Origin of the sequence: Pseudomonas sp. Leaf129 (assembly GCF_001423465.1) — a bacterium.
Classification (GTDB): domain Bacteria; phylum Pseudomonadota; class Gammaproteobacteria; order Pseudomonadales; family Pseudomonadaceae; genus Aquipseudomonas; species Aquipseudomonas coleopterorum.
Genome location: NZ_LMOC01000007.1, coordinates 35,088 through 48,977 on the forward strand (window position 1 = coordinate 35,088; position 13,890 = coordinate 48,977).

Consider the following 13,890-nt stretch of genomic DNA (forward strand, 5'->3'; position numbering starts at 1 on the left):
CAGGCTGTGGTTTGATTCGGCCGGTGGAATGTAGAGATCGCTGACGCGGCTTGCGCCGCTGCTACAGGGGTCGCGCTGCTGATACAGGGATTGTGTTGAGAAAAGCCCCGCTTGCGCGGGGCTTTTTGGTTTCAGACTTTGTCGCGTTCCAGCAGGGGCTTGAGGTAGTGGCCGGTATAGGACTGCTTCATCTCGGCGACCTGCTCCGGGGTGCCGACGGCGATGATCTGTCCACCTTTGGAGCCGCCTTCCGGACCCAGGTCGACCAGCCAGTCGGCCGTCTTGATGACGTCCAGGTTGTGCTCGATCACCACCACAGTATTGCCGTGGTCGCGCAGACGATGCAGCACGTCGAGCAATTGCTGGATGTCGGCAAAATGCAGGCCTGTTGTGGGTTCGTCGAGGATGTAGAGGGTTTTGCCCGTGTCGCGCTTGGACAGTTCGCGCGACAGCTTGACCCGCTGCGCTTCGCCACCAGACAGCGTAGTCGCCGACTGGCCCAGCTTGATGTAGGAAAGGCCCACGTCCATCAGCGTCTGCAATTTGCGGGCAAGCGCCGGTACCGCGTCGAAGAATTCACGAGCTTCCTCGATGGTCATCTCGAGTGTTTCGTGGATGTTCTTGCCCTTGTACTTGATCTCCAGGGTTTCGCGGTTGTAGCGCTTGCTCTTGCAGACGTCGCACGGCACGTAGATGTCAGGCAGGAAGTGCATTTCGACCTTGATCAAGCCGTCGCCCTGACAGGCTTCACAGCGTCCGCCCTTGACGTTGAAGGAGAATCGGCCCGGGCCATAGCCGCGTGAGCGCGACTCAGGAACCCCGGCGAACAGTTCACGGATCGGCGTGAACAGCCCGGTGTAGGTGGCCGGGTTGGAGCGTGGCGTACGTCCGATCGGGCTTTGATCGATGTCCACGACCTTGTCCAGGTGCTGCAGGCCATTGATGCTGTCGTGTGCTGACGCTTCCAGCGTAGTTGCGCCATTCAGGGCGGTTGCACTGAGGGGGAACAGGGTGTTGTTGATCAGGGTCGACTTACCCGAGCCGGACACGCCGGTCACGCAGGTGAGCAGGCCGATCGGGATCTCCAGATCGACGTTGCGCAGGTTGTTGCCGCGGGCGCCCTTCAGGGTCAGGGCAAGCTTCTTGTTGCGTGGTGTGCGCTTGGCAGGTACGGCGATCTTCACGCGGCCGGACAGGTACTTGCCCGTCAGTGAGTCAGGATGGTCCATGACCTCCTGCGCGGTGCCCTGGGCGACGATGTGACCACCGTGGACGCCGGCGCCTGGGCCGATGTCGACCACGTAGTCGGCGAGGCGAATGGCATCCTCGTCATGCTCGACGACAATCACGGTGTTGCCGATGTCGCGCAAGTGCTTGAGGGTACCCAGCAGGCGGTCATTGTCGCGTTGGTGCAGACCGATGGACGGCTCGTCGAGGATGTACATGACGCCCACCAGGCCCGCGCCGATCTGGCTGGCCAGGCGGATGCGCTGGGCCTCGCCGCCGGACAGGGTGTCGGCGCTGCGGTCCAGGGTCAGGTAGTCCAGGCCTACGTTGACGAGGAACTGCAGGCGCTCGCGGATTTCCTTGAGGATCTTGTCGGCGATTTCGCCCTTGCGACCGGTCAGGCTGAGGCTGCCGAAATAATCGGTGGCATCGCCGATCGGCAGACCCGTGACGGCAGGCAGGGTTTTTTCGCCCACCCATACGTGACGTGCCTCGCGGCGCAGGCGAGTGCCGCGGCAGTCGGGGCAAGGCTGGGTGCTGAGGAATTTGGCGAGCTCTTCACGCACGCTGGCCGATTCGGTTTCGCGGTAGCGGCGCTCGAGGTTGGGCACGATGCCCTCGAAGGGGTGCGAACGCTTGACGATATCGCCCCGGTCATTCAGGTAGCGGAAGTCGACATTGTGGGTGCCGCTGCCGGTGAGGATGACTTTCTGCTGGTCGGCTGGCAGTTCATTGAACGGCACGTCCAGGCTGAACTGATAATGGCTGGCGAGCGAGCCAAGCATCTGGAAGTAATAGACGTTGCGCCTGTCCCAGCCGCGGATCGCGCCCTCGGCCAGGGTCAGCTCGCCGTTTACCAGGCGCTTGTTGTCGAAGAACTGCTTCACACCCAGGCCATCGCAGGTCGGGCAGGCACCGGCCGGGTTGTTGAAGGAGAACAGCTTGGGTTCCAGCTCGCTGATCGCATGTCCGCAGATTGGGCAGGCGAAGCGTGCGGAGAAGATGATCTCTTCGAAGGCGTCGTCATCCATCGAGGCGACCAGGGCGATGCCGTCGGCCAGCTTCAGGGCGGTTTCGAACGATTCGGCCAGGCGTTGCTGCAAGTCGGAACGGACCTTGAAGCGGTCCACGACGACTTCGATGGTGTGCTTCTTCTGCTTGTCGAGCTTGGGCAGTTCGTCCATCTCGTAGAGCTTGCCGTTGATGCGCGCGCGGACGAAGCCCTGGGCGCGCAGCTCTTCGAAAATGGCCAGGTGCTCGCCCTTGCGCTCACGGATGACCGGGGCCAGCAGCATCAGCCGCGCGCCTTCGGGCTGGGCCAGGACCAGGTCGACCATCTGGCTGACGGTCTGGGCTTCCAGCGGGATGTCGTGATCCGGGCAGCGCGGCGTCCCTACGCGGGCGTAGAGCAGGCGTAGGTAGTCGTAGATCTCGGTGATGGTGCCGACGGTGGAGCGGGGGTTGTGCGACGTCGACTTCTGTTCGATGGAAATGGCCGGCGACAGACCTTCGATGGTGTCGACATCGGGCTTTTCCATCATCGACAGGAACTGGCGGGCATAGGCCGACAGCGATTCGACGTAGCGGCGTTGGCCTTCGGCGTAGAGGGTGTCGAAAGCCAGGGAGGATTTGCCTGAACCCGACAGCCCGGTGATGACGATCAGTTTGTCACGGGGCAGGGTCAGGTCGATGTTTTTCAAATTGTGGGTTCGAGCCCCACGTACCAGAATCTTGTCCAAGGCGGCCTCGCGCGGCGGGCGTAAACAGGTGAGTATACGGGGCTTGTCAATGGCACCGCACGGTGCGTGCGCGCAAAGATGAAGAAGGCGCGTCATAGCGTCGCCATCTGTGCCGTTAATGGGTGGGACTGGTAGAATCGTCACCGGTTCACACGAGGTTTATCCATGCACGATCCCCACAGCGAACGCATGAGCAGCGGTGAAACCCGCGCAGCCAGCGGGTTGGCCCTGGTGTTCGCTTTCCGCATGCTGGGCATGTTCATGGTCTTGCCGGTACTGGCGACCTATGGCATGGACCTGGCAGGTGCCACCCCGGCCTTGATCGGCCTGGCGATCGGCGCCTATGGCTTGACCCAAGCCTTTCTGCAAATCCCTTTCGGGGTTATTTCCGACCGCATCGGCCGTCGCCCGGTGATCTACGGCGGCCTGGTGATCTTCGCCATCGGCAGTGTGGTCGCGGCCCAGGCCGATTCCATCTGGGGCGTAATCGCAGGACGCATCCTGCAGGGTGCCGGGGCGATATCGGCGGCGGTCATGGCTCTGCTCTCGGACCTGACTCGCGAGCAGAACCGCACCAAGGCGATGGCCATGATTGGCATGAGCATCGGTGTGTCCTTCGCCGTGGCGATGGTGGTCGGGCCGCTGTTGACCCGCGCCTTCGGCCTGCATGGGCTGTTCCTGGCGACCGGTGTGCTGGCTCTGGTCGGCATCGTGCTGGTGGCCTTCGTCGTGCCCAAGGCAACGGCCCACACTCGGCATCGCGAGTCCGGCGTGGCCCGGGGCGAGATGCTGGCCACGCTCAAGCACCCCGACCTGCTGCGCCTGGACCTGGGCATCTTCGTCCTCCACTCGATCCTGATGGCCAGCTTCGTCGCTTTGCCGCTGGCGCTGGTGGAGCGCGCCGGGTTGCCCAAGGAGCAGCATTGGTGGGTTTACCTGACGGCGCTGGTCGTATCTTTTTTCGCAATGATTCCGTTCATCATCTACGGCGAAAAGAAGCGCAAGATGAAGCGTGTTCTGCTGGGCGCGGTGGCAACCCTGATGCTGGTGGAGCTGTTCTTCTGGGCGTTCGGCGACGGTCTCAAGGCGCTGGTGATCGGTACGGTGGTGTTCTTCACCGCGTTCAACCTGCTCGAGGCGTCGCTGCCTTCGTTGATCAGCAAGGTTTCGCCGGCCGGTGGCAAGGGGACGGCCATGGGGGTGTATTCCACTAGTCAATTCCTGGGGTCGGCCATGGGCGGCATCCTGGGTGGCTGGCTGTTCCAGCACGGTGGCCTGGGTGTGGTCTTCATCGGATGCGCGGCGCTGTGCGCCCTGTGGCTGGCCATAGCTGTTACTATGCGCGAACCACCCTACGTGACCAGTCTGCGCTTGCCGCTTTCGCCCCAAGCGATGCGCGAGACGGGATTGGCCGAGCGGTTGAAAACCGTGCCCGGTGTAACAGATGCGGTGGTGGTAGCAGAAGAAGCTGCCATCTATATCAAATTGGACAAAGAAATTTTGGATCGCACCGCCCTCGAGCGCCTGGTCAACCCAGCGCCGACAGCGTGCGAAGCCTAGGAGAACGATATGGCCCGTGGGGTTAACAAAGTCATTTTGGTCGGCACCTGTGGTCAGGATCCGGAAGTTCGCTACCTGCCCAACGGCAACGCGGTCACCAACCTGAGCCTGGCCACCAGCGAGCAGTGGACCGACAAGCAGAGCGGCCAGAAGGTCGAGCGTACCGAGTGGCACCGTGTGTCGATGTTCGGCAAGGTCGCGGAGATCGCCGGTGAGTACCTGCGCAAAGGCTCGCAGGTGTACATCGAAGGCAAGCTGCAGACCCGCGAGTGGGAAAAGGACGGTATCAAGCGGTACACCACCGAGATCATCGTCGACATGCAGGGCACCATGCAGCTGCTGGGCGGCCGTCCGCAGAACAACGACCAGCAGGGCGGTGGCGGCAACAACTACCAGCAGTCGGCACCGGCTCCGCGTCAACAGGCGCCGCGTCCACAGCAGTCCGCGCCGCAGCAGCGTTCGGCTCCGCCTGCGCAGCAGCAGCCAGCGCAGCAACCGGCTCCGGATTTTGATAGTTTTGATGATGATATTCCGTTCTAAGCTGCCCGCTTGAACCGAAAAAGCCCCGCTGCCACCCGGCAGCGGGGCTTTTTGTTGCTCGCCAAAAACCAGGCGAGGTCGCGGCTTGCAATCGGCCTTCGCAGCCTGATTTGGCGTCAGTTTTTCAGCTGTTTTTGCAGCGGCAAAATATAAATATATGCATCGCGTATTCTCTTGCCGCGGCCCCGTCGCTTCACTAAGCTTTTTCGAAACTTCGCGTCCTGTTGCCCGCGTGCTGTTGCTTACAGCGCAATGCCTGCAGCCGATACACCCCTTCGAACGGAATCATTCCATGGCATCAGGTCATCGCTTTCATGCGCTCGACAGTCTTCGCGGCATCTGCGCATTGGCGGTGGTGTTGTACCACCTGCATGTGGTGGGCAGCCTGACCGAGCTGGCGTTCTTTCGCAGTGCCGATTTGTTCGTGGACTTCTTCTTCGTGCTCAGCGGGTTCGTGATCACTCATGCCTACGGCGCGCGGCATGATCTGGACCTGCGGCGGTTCTTCATTCTGCGCACCTTTCGTCTGGCGCCCTTGCATGTCTGTTTGCTGGGCGTGTTCATCGTCTTCGAGTTCGTGAAGTGGGGCGCCGCGCAGCAAGGGGTCAACTTCAACAAGGAGCCGTTCACCGGTATGTATGCGCCTTCGCAGATCGTGCCCAACTTGCTGTTGATCCAGGCGTGGACGCCGTGGACGGAAAACATGTCATTCAACTATCCGTCCTGGAGCATCAGCATCGAGTACTACATGTATTTGATTTTCGCCGCGGTGGTGCTGTGCACGTCGGCGCGTCGGGTGCTGGTGTGGGCGGGGATCGTCATCGTCGCCGTGGCGATGCTGTACAGCGGGGCGGGGCCGTTTACCGCGCTGGCCTACAAGGGGCTGGCCTGCTTCTTCGCCGGTGCCTTGTGCTACAAGGTGTTCGAAGCGCTGCGCCAACGGGTGCAGCTGGGGTTTGGCATGGCATCGCTACTGGAAATGCTGGCGGGCGCTTTGATTGTGTGGACCTTGAGCAGCGACAGCCCGAACAAGGCCATGCTGGCCAGCGCTCTGTTCTGCCTGACGGTGACTTTGTATGCGTTCGATGCCGGGGTCGTTTCCAGCGTGCTGAAGACGCGTGTGTTCGAGCTGCTGGGGCGACTGTCCTACTCGATCTACCTGACCCATGTGATCATTTTGAGTGTGTTGATCCTGCTGTTCATGGTGTTGGAGAAGAAAACCGGCTTGCCGCTGGCGCCGGTGTTCGGAGATTTCCGCTATCTGGACAGCGGTTATCCGTGGCTCAACAATCTGCTCGTGGGCCTGGTATTGCTTGCCGTGATCGGGGCTTCTTTCATCACCTACTACCTGATCGAGGTCAACGGGCAGAAGTTGGGGCGTCGTTTACTTGGGCATCGATTGCCTGCGCAGGCCGTGCCGGGCTGAGGCTGCGGCGCTGCCACGAACCCCTCTTTTTGATAGCGCGTGACGTCAGCGTCAGAAAAACGCAAAATGGCTGTTCGATTCGAGTGCGGGCGAAGGTTTGATCGTCGACCACGCGCCTGCGGTTAATCTGAACTGTCAATTTGAACGGACCTGCTGACTCTATGCGAATGCGCCTTATGCTGTTGGGCGGTGGGAATGCCCTGGGGCATGCGCTGATTCGCCTTGGAGCGGAAGAGGGCATCGGCTTCCTGGCTCCACGTCCACCGGACGCTGGTTGGGATGCGGCCAGCCTCACCGACCTGCTCGATGAAACCCGCCCCGATGCGCTGATCAACCTGGCGTACTACTTCGACTGGTTTCAGGCCGATGCCGTGAGTCAGGCGCGCCTGGACCAGCAAGAACTTGCGGTGGAGCGTCTGGCCGAGCGATGCCAGGAGCATCAGATCGTGCTGCTGCAGCCTTCCAGCTATCGTGTGTTCGATGGCTCGCGGGCCACTGCCTATAGCGAAAAGGACGAGCCGGTGCCTCTGGGCCTGCGCGGTCAGGCACTGTGGCGAATCGAGCAGAGCGTGCGTGCGGCCTGTCCGCGGCATGTGCTGTTGCGTTTCGGCTGGCTGCTGGACGACAGCGCCGACGGCGTACTGGGCCGTTACCTGCGGCGTGCCGAGTTGCCGCAACCCTTGCCTCTGGCCGATGACCGACGCGGCAATCCGACCCCCGTGGACGATGCTGCACGGGTGATCCTCTCGGTGCTCAAGCAGCTGGACTGCGAAGCGCCGCTGTGGGGCACCTACCACTACGCCGGCAACGAGGCGACCACCGCCCTGGCCCTGGGCCAGGCAATCATCAGTGAAGCCAAGACGATGCATTCGCTGGCGATCGATGCGCCCACCGCGCAGGCCCACGCCGCGCGACCCGATGCAGGGGAAGAACCGCAACACGCGGTACTGGCCTGCAAGAAAATTTTGCACACTTTCGGCATCAAGCCGCGCGCCTGGCGTTCGGGGTTGCCGAGCCTTCTGGACAGATACTACCGACATGGTTGATACACCCATTCTGATCACCGGCGGCGCCGGTTTCATTGGCTCCCATCTGGTCGATGCGTTGCTGGCCGACGGTCACTCGGTGCGGGTGCTCGATGACTTGTCCACGGGCAAGCGCAGCAACCTGCCGATGGAAAACCCCAGGCTGGAACTGATCGAGGGCGATGTCGCCGACGCCGCGCTGATGACCCAGGTGGTGCGTGGCTGCAAGGCGGTGGTGCACCTGGCGGCGGTCGCTTCGGTGCAGGCCTCGGTGGACGATCCGGTGAAAACCCATCAGAGCAACTTCATCGGCACCTTGAACCTGTGCGAGGCCATGCGCCTGGCAGGGGTCAAGCGAGTGCTGTTCGCTTCCAGCGCGGCGGTGTATGGCAACAATGGCGAGGGCGAAGCGGTTGGCGAAGACACCACCAAGGCGCCGCTGACGCCTTACGCAGCCGACAAGCTGGCCAGCGAGTACTACCTTGACTTCTACCGTCGCGAGCATGGGCTGGAGCCGGTGGTGTTTCGCTTCTTCAATATCTACGGGCCGAGGCAGGACCCTTCCTCGCCCTACTCGGGCGTCATCAGTATATTCAGCGAGCGGGCGCAGCGCGGGCAACCGATCAGCCTGTTCGGCGATGGCGAGCAGACCCGCGATTTCTTCTATGTGGGCGATCTGGTGACCTTGCTGATGCAGGGGTTGCAGCAGCCGAATGTGCAGGCGGGGCCGGTCAACGTCGGGCTGAATCAGGCGACTTCATTGAACCAGTTGCTGGCGGGGCTGGGGGCGGTGCTGGGTGGTTTGCCGGCGGTGAGCCATGGGCCGACGCGGGGGGGCGATATCCGTCATTCGCGGGCCGACAATACCCGACTGCTGGAACGCTTCGAACTGGGTCCGGTGACGCCGCTGGAAGAAGGGCTGCGGCGCCTGCTCGGGTTGTAGGCTTTTCACTTTCACGTGCCAGCCCACGCCCGCAACGGGCGAAGGGCGGGCGACGGCAAGCGCGTCTAGAACTTGTAGCCTACACCGACCATGTACACCCACGGGTCGACTTCCAGATCGACCTTGGTACGGCCTACGCCTAGCGCGGTAGGGCCGTCGACGCTGGCCTTGGTGTCGATGTCGACGTACCAGACCGATGCGTTGACCATCATGTGCTCGCTGAGCATGTAGTCGAACCCCAGTTGCCCGGCGATGCCCACCGAATCCTGAATCTTCAGGTTGTTGAAGCCCTGTTGCTTGCGCGCACCGCTCAGGTCTTCGTCGTAGAACAGGGTGTAGTTGATACCCACGCCGGCGTACGGCTGGAAGCGCGACGTCGGCGCCAGTGGGTAGTACTGCAGGGACAGGGTGGGAGGCAGTTGCTTGACGTCCGCCAGTTTCCCGTCCAGCCCGGCGATGCCGGTGGCAGCGCTGACTCCGCGTACACCCACGGTGTGCTGGAACGGCGTGGCCGCCAGCAATTCGATGCCGACGTGGTCGGTGAGCATGTAGGCGAAGGCCAGGCCCAGTTGGGTATCGCTGTCCAAGGTGGCCTTGGTGCCCGCGACCTTGGCGCCGTCCAGCTTGAGCTGGCTGCTGTCTTCATTGGGGGCGGTGGTGGCGGCGCCGGCACGGATGATCAGATCGCCGGCCTGGTGTGCCTGGGCCAGGGGGGTTGCCAGCGCCATGGCAATCAGTGAGGCGCCGAGCAAGGACTTGTTCATGGGAGCTCCATTGGGCAATGCGAAGGAAATTCGCCCAATGGTAGTCAGTGCACCGGCTCGGTTTTTTGATCTGGCTCAATAAAAGGCCAATGGCTCAGTCCGGCAGTTCGTAGGGGTAGATCTTCGCAGCAGCCATCTGGTAGCCGGCCTGCGCCAGCTCGCTGGTGCTGGCCTTGACCTGCATCGGCCCTTCGATCCAGTAAGGCTGGTAGAGCTCTTCGACCTTCACCCCGACGGCGCTGGTCACATGCACGATCTGGTTCGACGGCGGAGGCGGCACATGGATGCAGGCGCCGAAGTAAGGCACCAGCAGAAACTCGGTGGTCCGTCCCGACTCGTTGACCTCCAGCGGCACGATGTAGCCGGGGATGCGCAGCTGCTGACCGTCCAGTGCCTGGACGACCGGTGCGTCCGGCGCCTGCTGATGGGCGGCGGGCCCGGCTTCGGCCAGCGCGGTGCCCATCTGCGCCAGGTCGTGCATGGGTGTCATCTGCGGTACCAGCTTGGGCGCATCCGGTGGGATCAGTGCCTCCCAGCTGACTTCCTTGAGCTCGGCCGCGGACAGCGACAGGCTGGTCAGCAGTAACAAGACCATTACCGCGCGCAACATAGGTTGAATCCTCACAGGTGGATCGACAGGCCGTCGGCCAGGGATTGTCGGTAGGCGCGCCAGGCCGGTATCGCGCCCATGACCACGGCGGCTGCGAGGATGATGCCCAGCAACGACCACTCATAGACACTGGGCAGGCTCAAGGGCAGGTACAGGCCGTAGTTGGACTGCACGTAGCCTTGGGCGCAGGCAATGCTCAGGTACAACAATGCCATGCCGGCCAGGATCCCCACCAGCGCCAGGGCGAAGGCTTCAAGAATCAGCAAACCGGCAATGTGCCAGGGACGGGCGCCGACCGAGCGCAGAATAGCCATCTCGCGGCGGCGCTCGTTGAGGCTGGTGACGATCGCCGTGAGCATGCCGATCAGACCGGTGAGCACGACGAACACCGAAATGACGAACAGGGCTTGTTCCGCCGTGCCCATCAGACTCCACAGCTCTTGCAGGGCGACGCCGGGAAGAATCGCCATCAGCGGTTCGCCACGAAAGTCGTTGATGTCGCGCTGTAAGGCGAAGGTGGCGATCTTGCTATTGAGGCCGACCATGAAAGCGGTGATGGCGCTGGGCGTCAGGTCCATGTTGCGCGCCTGGTCGGCGCTGATTCGTCCGGCGCCGCGGGCCGGTACGCCGTTTTTCCAGTCGATGTGGATGGCTTCCATGCCACCCAGGCTGATGTGCAGCGTGCGATCGACCGGCGTGCCGGTGCGCGCCAGGATGCCGACGACGGTGAACGGCTTGTCGTCGTGCTTGACCAGGCTGATGGCCGCCACGCCGTGGGCCAGCACCAGTTTGTCGCCGAGTTTGTAGTGCAAGGCGTCGGCCACCTCCGCGCCGAGCACGACTTCGAAAGGGTCGGTCTGGAAGGCACGGCCCTGGGCAAGTTGCAGGGACTGGTGACGGCCGTATTGATAGTGCTCGAAATAACTCTGGTTGGTGCCCATGACCCGGTAGCCGCGGTGGGAGTCACCCAGCGAGATGGGGATGGCCCATTTGACCTGCGGGTTGCTGGCGTAATGCTCGAAGCTGTCCCAGCGGATGTTGTTGGTGGCGTTGCCGATGCGAAACACCGAGTAGAGCAGCAGATTCACCGAGCCGGAGCGGGCGCCCACGATCAGGTCGGTACCGCTGACGGTGCTGGCGAAGCTGGCGCGGGCTTCGTGGCGCACACGTTCCACAGCCAGCAGCAGGCACACCGAAAGGGCAATGGCGAAGGCGGTCAGAAATGCGGTGAAGCGGCGATTGGCCAGGCTGGCCAGGGCAAGACGAAGCAGGTACATCAAGACACCTCGGATGAGGCAGGGCGCGCTGCGCGATTGAGCTCGGCCAGGGATAGATGACGGTCGAACAAGGGGGCCAGGCTTTGATCGTGACTGACGAACAGCAGGCTCGAGCCCGCTGCGCGGCATTCGGCGAACAGCAGTTGGATGAAGGCTTCGCGAGCATCGCTGTCCAGGGCCGAAGTCGGCTCGTCGGCGATCACCAGTTCGGGCTGGCCGATCAGCGCGCGTGCGGCGGCGACCCTTTGCTGCTGACCGATGGACAGGGTGTCGGCGCGCCGCTGGAGCAGGTCCGGGTCGCGCAGTCCCAGGTGAGCCAGCAGTTGGGTAGCCGCCTGGGCAACACTGCCATGGCGCTGCCCGGCGCGATCGGCGCGGCGTCGGGAGAAGCGGCAGGGCAGTTCCACGTTTTCGCGCACCGACAGGAACGGCAGCAGGTTGAATTGCTGGAAGATGTAGCCGGTGTGCTCGACGCGAAACCGGTCACGGGCGGCGAAGCTGAGCTCGCTCAGGTTCTGACCGAGCAGGTGGACGCTGCCGCGTTGCGGAGTGTGTACGCCACCGAGCAAGCCGAGCAGGGTGGTTTTGCCGCTGCCGCTGGGGCCTTTGAGAAAGAGGGTTTCCCCACGCTCCAGGCGGAACGCAGGGATATCCAGCAACATCGCTTGGCCGGGCCAGGCAAAGCCCAGTTCGGCCAGCTCGATCAATGCATCGCTCATGGGTCAGAATTTCAGGCTGCTTTGCGTGGGAGTGAGGTCCGCGCCCTGTTGGCCGGACGGGCCGATCAGTTGTACCTGAATTTTCTGGGTGGCGGGGAAGGTGCTGAACAGGCGCGCAAGGTCCAGGTGGTCGAGGGCCTTCGGCGATGCACAGGTGAAGTGGTAGTGGGCGTGAATCTCGCTGTGCTCGTGATGGTGCTCATCGCCTTGCTTGGCTTCGGTGGCGCCGTGCTCGTGATCCGGCTTGTCGCCGAACAGCGGGCTTTCCAGTTCCTGGTCAGTGACCTTGCAGCCCGCTGCGGCGGGCAGGCTGAACAACGCCAGGGGTTGCTCCAGGGTCTTGCGGGCTGCGGCGACCTTGGCTTTGTCGGCATCGCTGCTGGCGGCGTGTTCGAAACCCACCAGATTCATGGCCGGGCTTTGCAACTCCAGTTCCAGCGTCTGGCCATCCAGCGCAGCGTCGAGGCGGGCCACGCCATGCTCATGGGCGCCGAGGCTGCCGTGCTCGTGTTCATGCTCGTGATCGTGGCCCTCTTCGTGGGCGTGGACGCCGAGGGGGAGCAGGGCAAAGGGCAGGGCAAGCATGAGACGGCGCATAAGGGAATCTCGTGAGCGGTATGGGAACGCAATGTTATAACAAATTTACATTTTGTGACCATGCCTGGGGAAAGATTCATGTTCGCTTCAGGCAGCGGGCGCGGACGGCGTGATGTCGAAGGCGGGATTGCTTCACTGGCGGGGCGCTGCTACAACGAGGCCTCGCTATGAAAGGGCATTCGCATGATCAGAATCAAAGGCACCGTTGGCAATCTGCCGGTGGACCTGGCCATAGAAATAGACGCCCAGGACTGGGCGCACCTCACCGGCCCATTCGCGACAGCCGCCGAAGCTGCGCCAACGTCTGCAGTGGCGCCCGCGCCGGGCAAGGGCAAGGCGCAGGACGACGGCGCCTGGCGCAGCGTGCTGTTGCTGCTGGAGCAGGCAGGGCGTATCGAGGGTCCGGCGTTGCTGGATCAGGTCCAGGGGTTGGTGGGTGACGTGGCGGCCGGCAAGCGAATGCTGGTGCGCTTGCGCCATTGCCCGCAGGTAAAGGTGGAAGCCGGCGCGGATGCGCCGGTCTATTGCTGGGTCGGCTAGCGGGAAGGACCGCTCGCCTGGCATGCCCTGCGCAACCCATCAGTACAGGGCGGCGAACAACTTGCGGCGGTAGGTGGTCACCAGCGGGTGATCGTTGCCGAGCAATTCGAACACTTGCAGCAAGGTCTTGTGCGGCAGCCCTTCGCTGTAGCTGCGATTGCGCATGAACAGGTGGAGCAAGCCATCGAGGGCGGCTTCGTAGTGCTGGCGCGACAGCTGCTGGATGCACAACTGGTACGCCGCTTCGTCGTCGCCCGCGTCCCGACCCAGGCGGGCCTTGAGATCGGTGACGTCGGGCAGGGCCTTCGCCTGGCGTAGGAATGTCAGCTGCGCCTTGGCACCGGCCAGCGCAGCCTTGTGCTCGTCGCCGCTGACGGCGTCGAGCACCTGCTGCGCTTCGTCCAGCTCGCCGCGTTCGGCCAGGCAGCGGGCGAACAGGATCAACGCCCCAGGGTTGGCATTGTCTTCGGCCAGCAGCCCCTTCAAGGTCTGCTCGGCTTCGCCGAAACGGCTCTCGCTGAACAGCGCCTGCGCCAGTTCCAGCGGATCGGCTGCTGGCGGTGGCGGCATCTGCACATGGGGTTCGAGCAGCGCGCGAATGGTCGATTCAGGCTGGGCGCCTGCGAAGCCATCCACCGGCTGACCATCCTTGAACAACACCACGGTGGGCAGGCTGCGAATGCCGAAGCGGCCGACGATGTCGGGCTCGGCGTCGCAGTCGACCTTGGCCAGAACCAATTCGCCGGCATAGCTTTCGGCGATCTGTTGCAGCAAGGGCATCAGCACCTTGCAAGGGGCGCACCACTCGGCCCAGAAATCCACCAGCACGGGCTTGATGTAGGAGTTCTGGATGACGGCCTGATCGAAATCGGCAGTGGTCACGTCGAAGATGTAGGGGGTTTCTTGACTCATGTGAATCTCGA

At 62.9% G+C, this 13,890-nt stretch carries 13 protein-coding genes; 6 read left to right on the forward strand and 7 right to left on the reverse strand.

All coding sequences use genetic code 11. From position 1 onward, the window contains the following. Positions 1-131: 131 nt before the first annotated feature. Entirely contained in the window at positions 132-2,966 is a 2,835-nt protein-coding gene (uvrA, locus tag ASF66_RS11675) for an excinuclease ABC subunit UvrA (protein ID WP_056843958.1), read from the reverse strand. A 165-nt stretch (positions 2,967-3,131) separates the two neighbouring features. On the opposite strand from uvrA, the gene ASF66_RS11680 reads away from it, so the two are divergent. The 5 genes from ASF66_RS11680 (at position 3,132) to ASF66_RS11700 (ending at position 8,460) form a co-directional block, all read left to right on the forward strand. Further along, positions 3,132-4,526 carry an MFS transporter gene (locus ASF66_RS11680; protein ID WP_056843959.1) on the forward strand — a complete coding sequence of 465 codons (1,395 nt, stop codon included), beginning with the start codon at positions 3,132-3,134 and terminating at the stop codon, positions 4,524-4,526. Positions 4,527-4,535: 9 nt separating this feature from the next. After that, positions 4,536-5,066 (forward strand): single-stranded DNA-binding protein, encoded by a 531-nt coding sequence (locus ASF66_RS11685; RefSeq protein WP_043192553.1) that lies wholly within the window; start codon positions 4,536-4,538, stop codon positions 5,064-5,066. A gap of 292 nt (positions 5,067-5,358) precedes the next feature. Then, positions 5,359-6,492: an acyltransferase family protein gene (locus tag ASF66_RS11690; RefSeq protein ID WP_056843960.1), complete on the forward strand. Its 1,134-nt coding sequence runs from the start codon at positions 5,359-5,361 to the stop codon at positions 6,490-6,492. Positions 6,493-6,653: 161 nt separating this feature from the next. Beyond that, on the forward strand, positions 6,654-7,538 hold the full coding sequence (locus ASF66_RS11695) for a sugar nucleotide-binding protein (RefSeq protein WP_056843961.1): 885 nt from the start codon (positions 6,654-6,656) through the stop codon (positions 7,536-7,538). Then, a complete protein-coding gene (locus ASF66_RS11700) occupies positions 7,531-8,460 on the forward strand; it encodes an NAD-dependent epimerase/dehydratase family protein (RefSeq protein WP_056843962.1) in 930 nt (309 codons plus the stop codon). Before ASF66_RS11695 ends, ASF66_RS11700 begins: the two co-directional genes overlap by 8 nt. 65 nt (positions 8,461-8,525) lie before the next feature. On the opposite strand, the gene ASF66_RS11705 is transcribed toward ASF66_RS11700, so the two are convergent. From ASF66_RS11705 to ASF66_RS11725, 5 genes are all read right to left on the reverse strand, one after another. Then, positions 8,526-9,224: an OmpW/AlkL family protein gene (locus ASF66_RS11705; protein ID WP_056843963.1), complete on the reverse strand. Its 699-nt coding sequence runs from the start codon at positions 9,222-9,224 to the stop codon at positions 8,526-8,528. A 94-nt stretch (positions 9,225-9,318) separates the two neighbouring features. Next, entirely contained in the window at positions 9,319-9,834 is a 516-nt protein-coding gene (locus ASF66_RS11710) for a DUF3299 domain-containing protein (protein ID WP_056843964.1), read from the reverse strand. Positions 9,835-9,845: 11 nt separating this feature from the next. After that, entirely contained in the window at positions 9,846-11,111 is a 1,266-nt protein-coding gene (locus ASF66_RS11715) for an ABC transporter permease (RefSeq protein ID WP_049860793.1), read from the reverse strand. Next, a complete protein-coding gene (locus ASF66_RS11720) occupies positions 11,111-11,830 on the reverse strand; it encodes an ABC transporter ATP-binding protein (protein ID WP_049860794.1) in 720 nt (239 codons plus the stop codon). Before ASF66_RS11720 ends, ASF66_RS11715 begins: the two co-directional genes overlap by 1 nt. Positions 11,831-11,833: 3 nt before the next feature. Next, a complete protein-coding gene (locus tag ASF66_RS11725) occupies positions 11,834-12,427 on the reverse strand; it encodes a DUF2796 domain-containing protein (protein WP_056843965.1) in 594 nt (197 codons plus the stop codon). A gap of 183 nt (positions 12,428-12,610) precedes the next feature. Here ASF66_RS11725 and ASF66_RS11730 point away from each other — a divergent pair, with 183 nt between their 5' ends. Then, positions 12,611-12,967, forward strand: a complete 357-nt coding sequence (locus ASF66_RS11730; protein ID WP_056843966.1) for a hypothetical protein — start codon at positions 12,611-12,613, stop codon at positions 12,965-12,967. Between the two features lie 39 nt (positions 12,968-13,006). Here ASF66_RS11730 and trxA read toward each other — a convergent pair whose 3' ends face one another. Further along, positions 13,007-13,879 carry a thioredoxin gene (gene trxA / locus ASF66_RS11735; protein ID WP_056843967.1) on the reverse strand — a complete coding sequence of 291 codons (873 nt, stop codon included), beginning with the start codon at positions 13,877-13,879 and terminating at the stop codon, positions 13,007-13,009. Positions 13,880-13,890 lie beyond the last annotated feature (11 nt).

What these genes read in the sequence shown, in the direction of transcription:
- ASF66_RS11680 (WP_056843959.1), top strand. Translation starts at nt 3,132, where the DNA reads ATGCACGATCCCCACAGCGAACGCATGAGCAGCGGTGAAACCCGCGCA.
- ASF66_RS11685 (WP_043192553.1), top strand. Translation starts at nt 4,536, where the DNA reads ATGGCCCGTGGGGTTAACAAAGTCATTTTGGTCGGCACCTGTGGTCAG.
- ASF66_RS11690 (WP_056843960.1), top strand. Translation starts at nt 5,359, where the DNA reads ATGGCATCAGGTCATCGCTTTCATGCGCTCGACAGTCTTCGCGGCATC.
- ASF66_RS11695 (WP_056843961.1), top strand. Translation starts at nt 6,654, where the DNA reads ATGCGAATGCGCCTTATGCTGTTGGGCGGTGGGAATGCCCTGGGGCAT.
- ASF66_RS11700 (WP_056843962.1), top strand. Translation starts at nt 7,531, where the DNA reads ATGGTTGATACACCCATTCTGATCACCGGCGGCGCCGGTTTCATTGGC.
- ASF66_RS11705 (WP_056843963.1), bottom strand. Translation starts at nt 9,224, where the DNA reads ATGAACAAGTCCTTGCTCGGCGCCTCACTGATTGCCATGGCGCTGGCA.
- ASF66_RS11710 (WP_056843964.1), bottom strand. Translation starts at nt 9,834, where the DNA reads ATGTTGCGCGCGGTAATGGTCTTGTTACTGCTGACCAGCCTGTCGCTG.
- ASF66_RS11715 (WP_049860793.1), bottom strand. Translation starts at nt 11,111, where the DNA reads ATGTACCTGCTTCGTCTTGCCCTGGCCAGCCTGGCCAATCGCCGCTTC.
- ASF66_RS11720 (WP_049860794.1), bottom strand. Translation starts at nt 11,830, where the DNA reads ATGAGCGATGCATTGATCGAGCTGGCCGAACTGGGCTTTGCCTGGCCC.
- ASF66_RS11725 (WP_056843965.1), bottom strand. Translation starts at nt 12,427, where the DNA reads ATGCGCCGTCTCATGCTTGCCCTGCCCTTTGCCCTGCTCCCCCTCGGC.
- ASF66_RS11730 (WP_056843966.1), top strand. Translation starts at nt 12,611, where the DNA reads ATGATCAGAATCAAAGGCACCGTTGGCAATCTGCCGGTGGACCTGGCC.
- trxA (WP_056843967.1), bottom strand. Translation starts at nt 13,879, where the DNA reads ATGAGTCAAGAAACCCCCTACATCTTCGACGTGACCACTGCCGATTTC.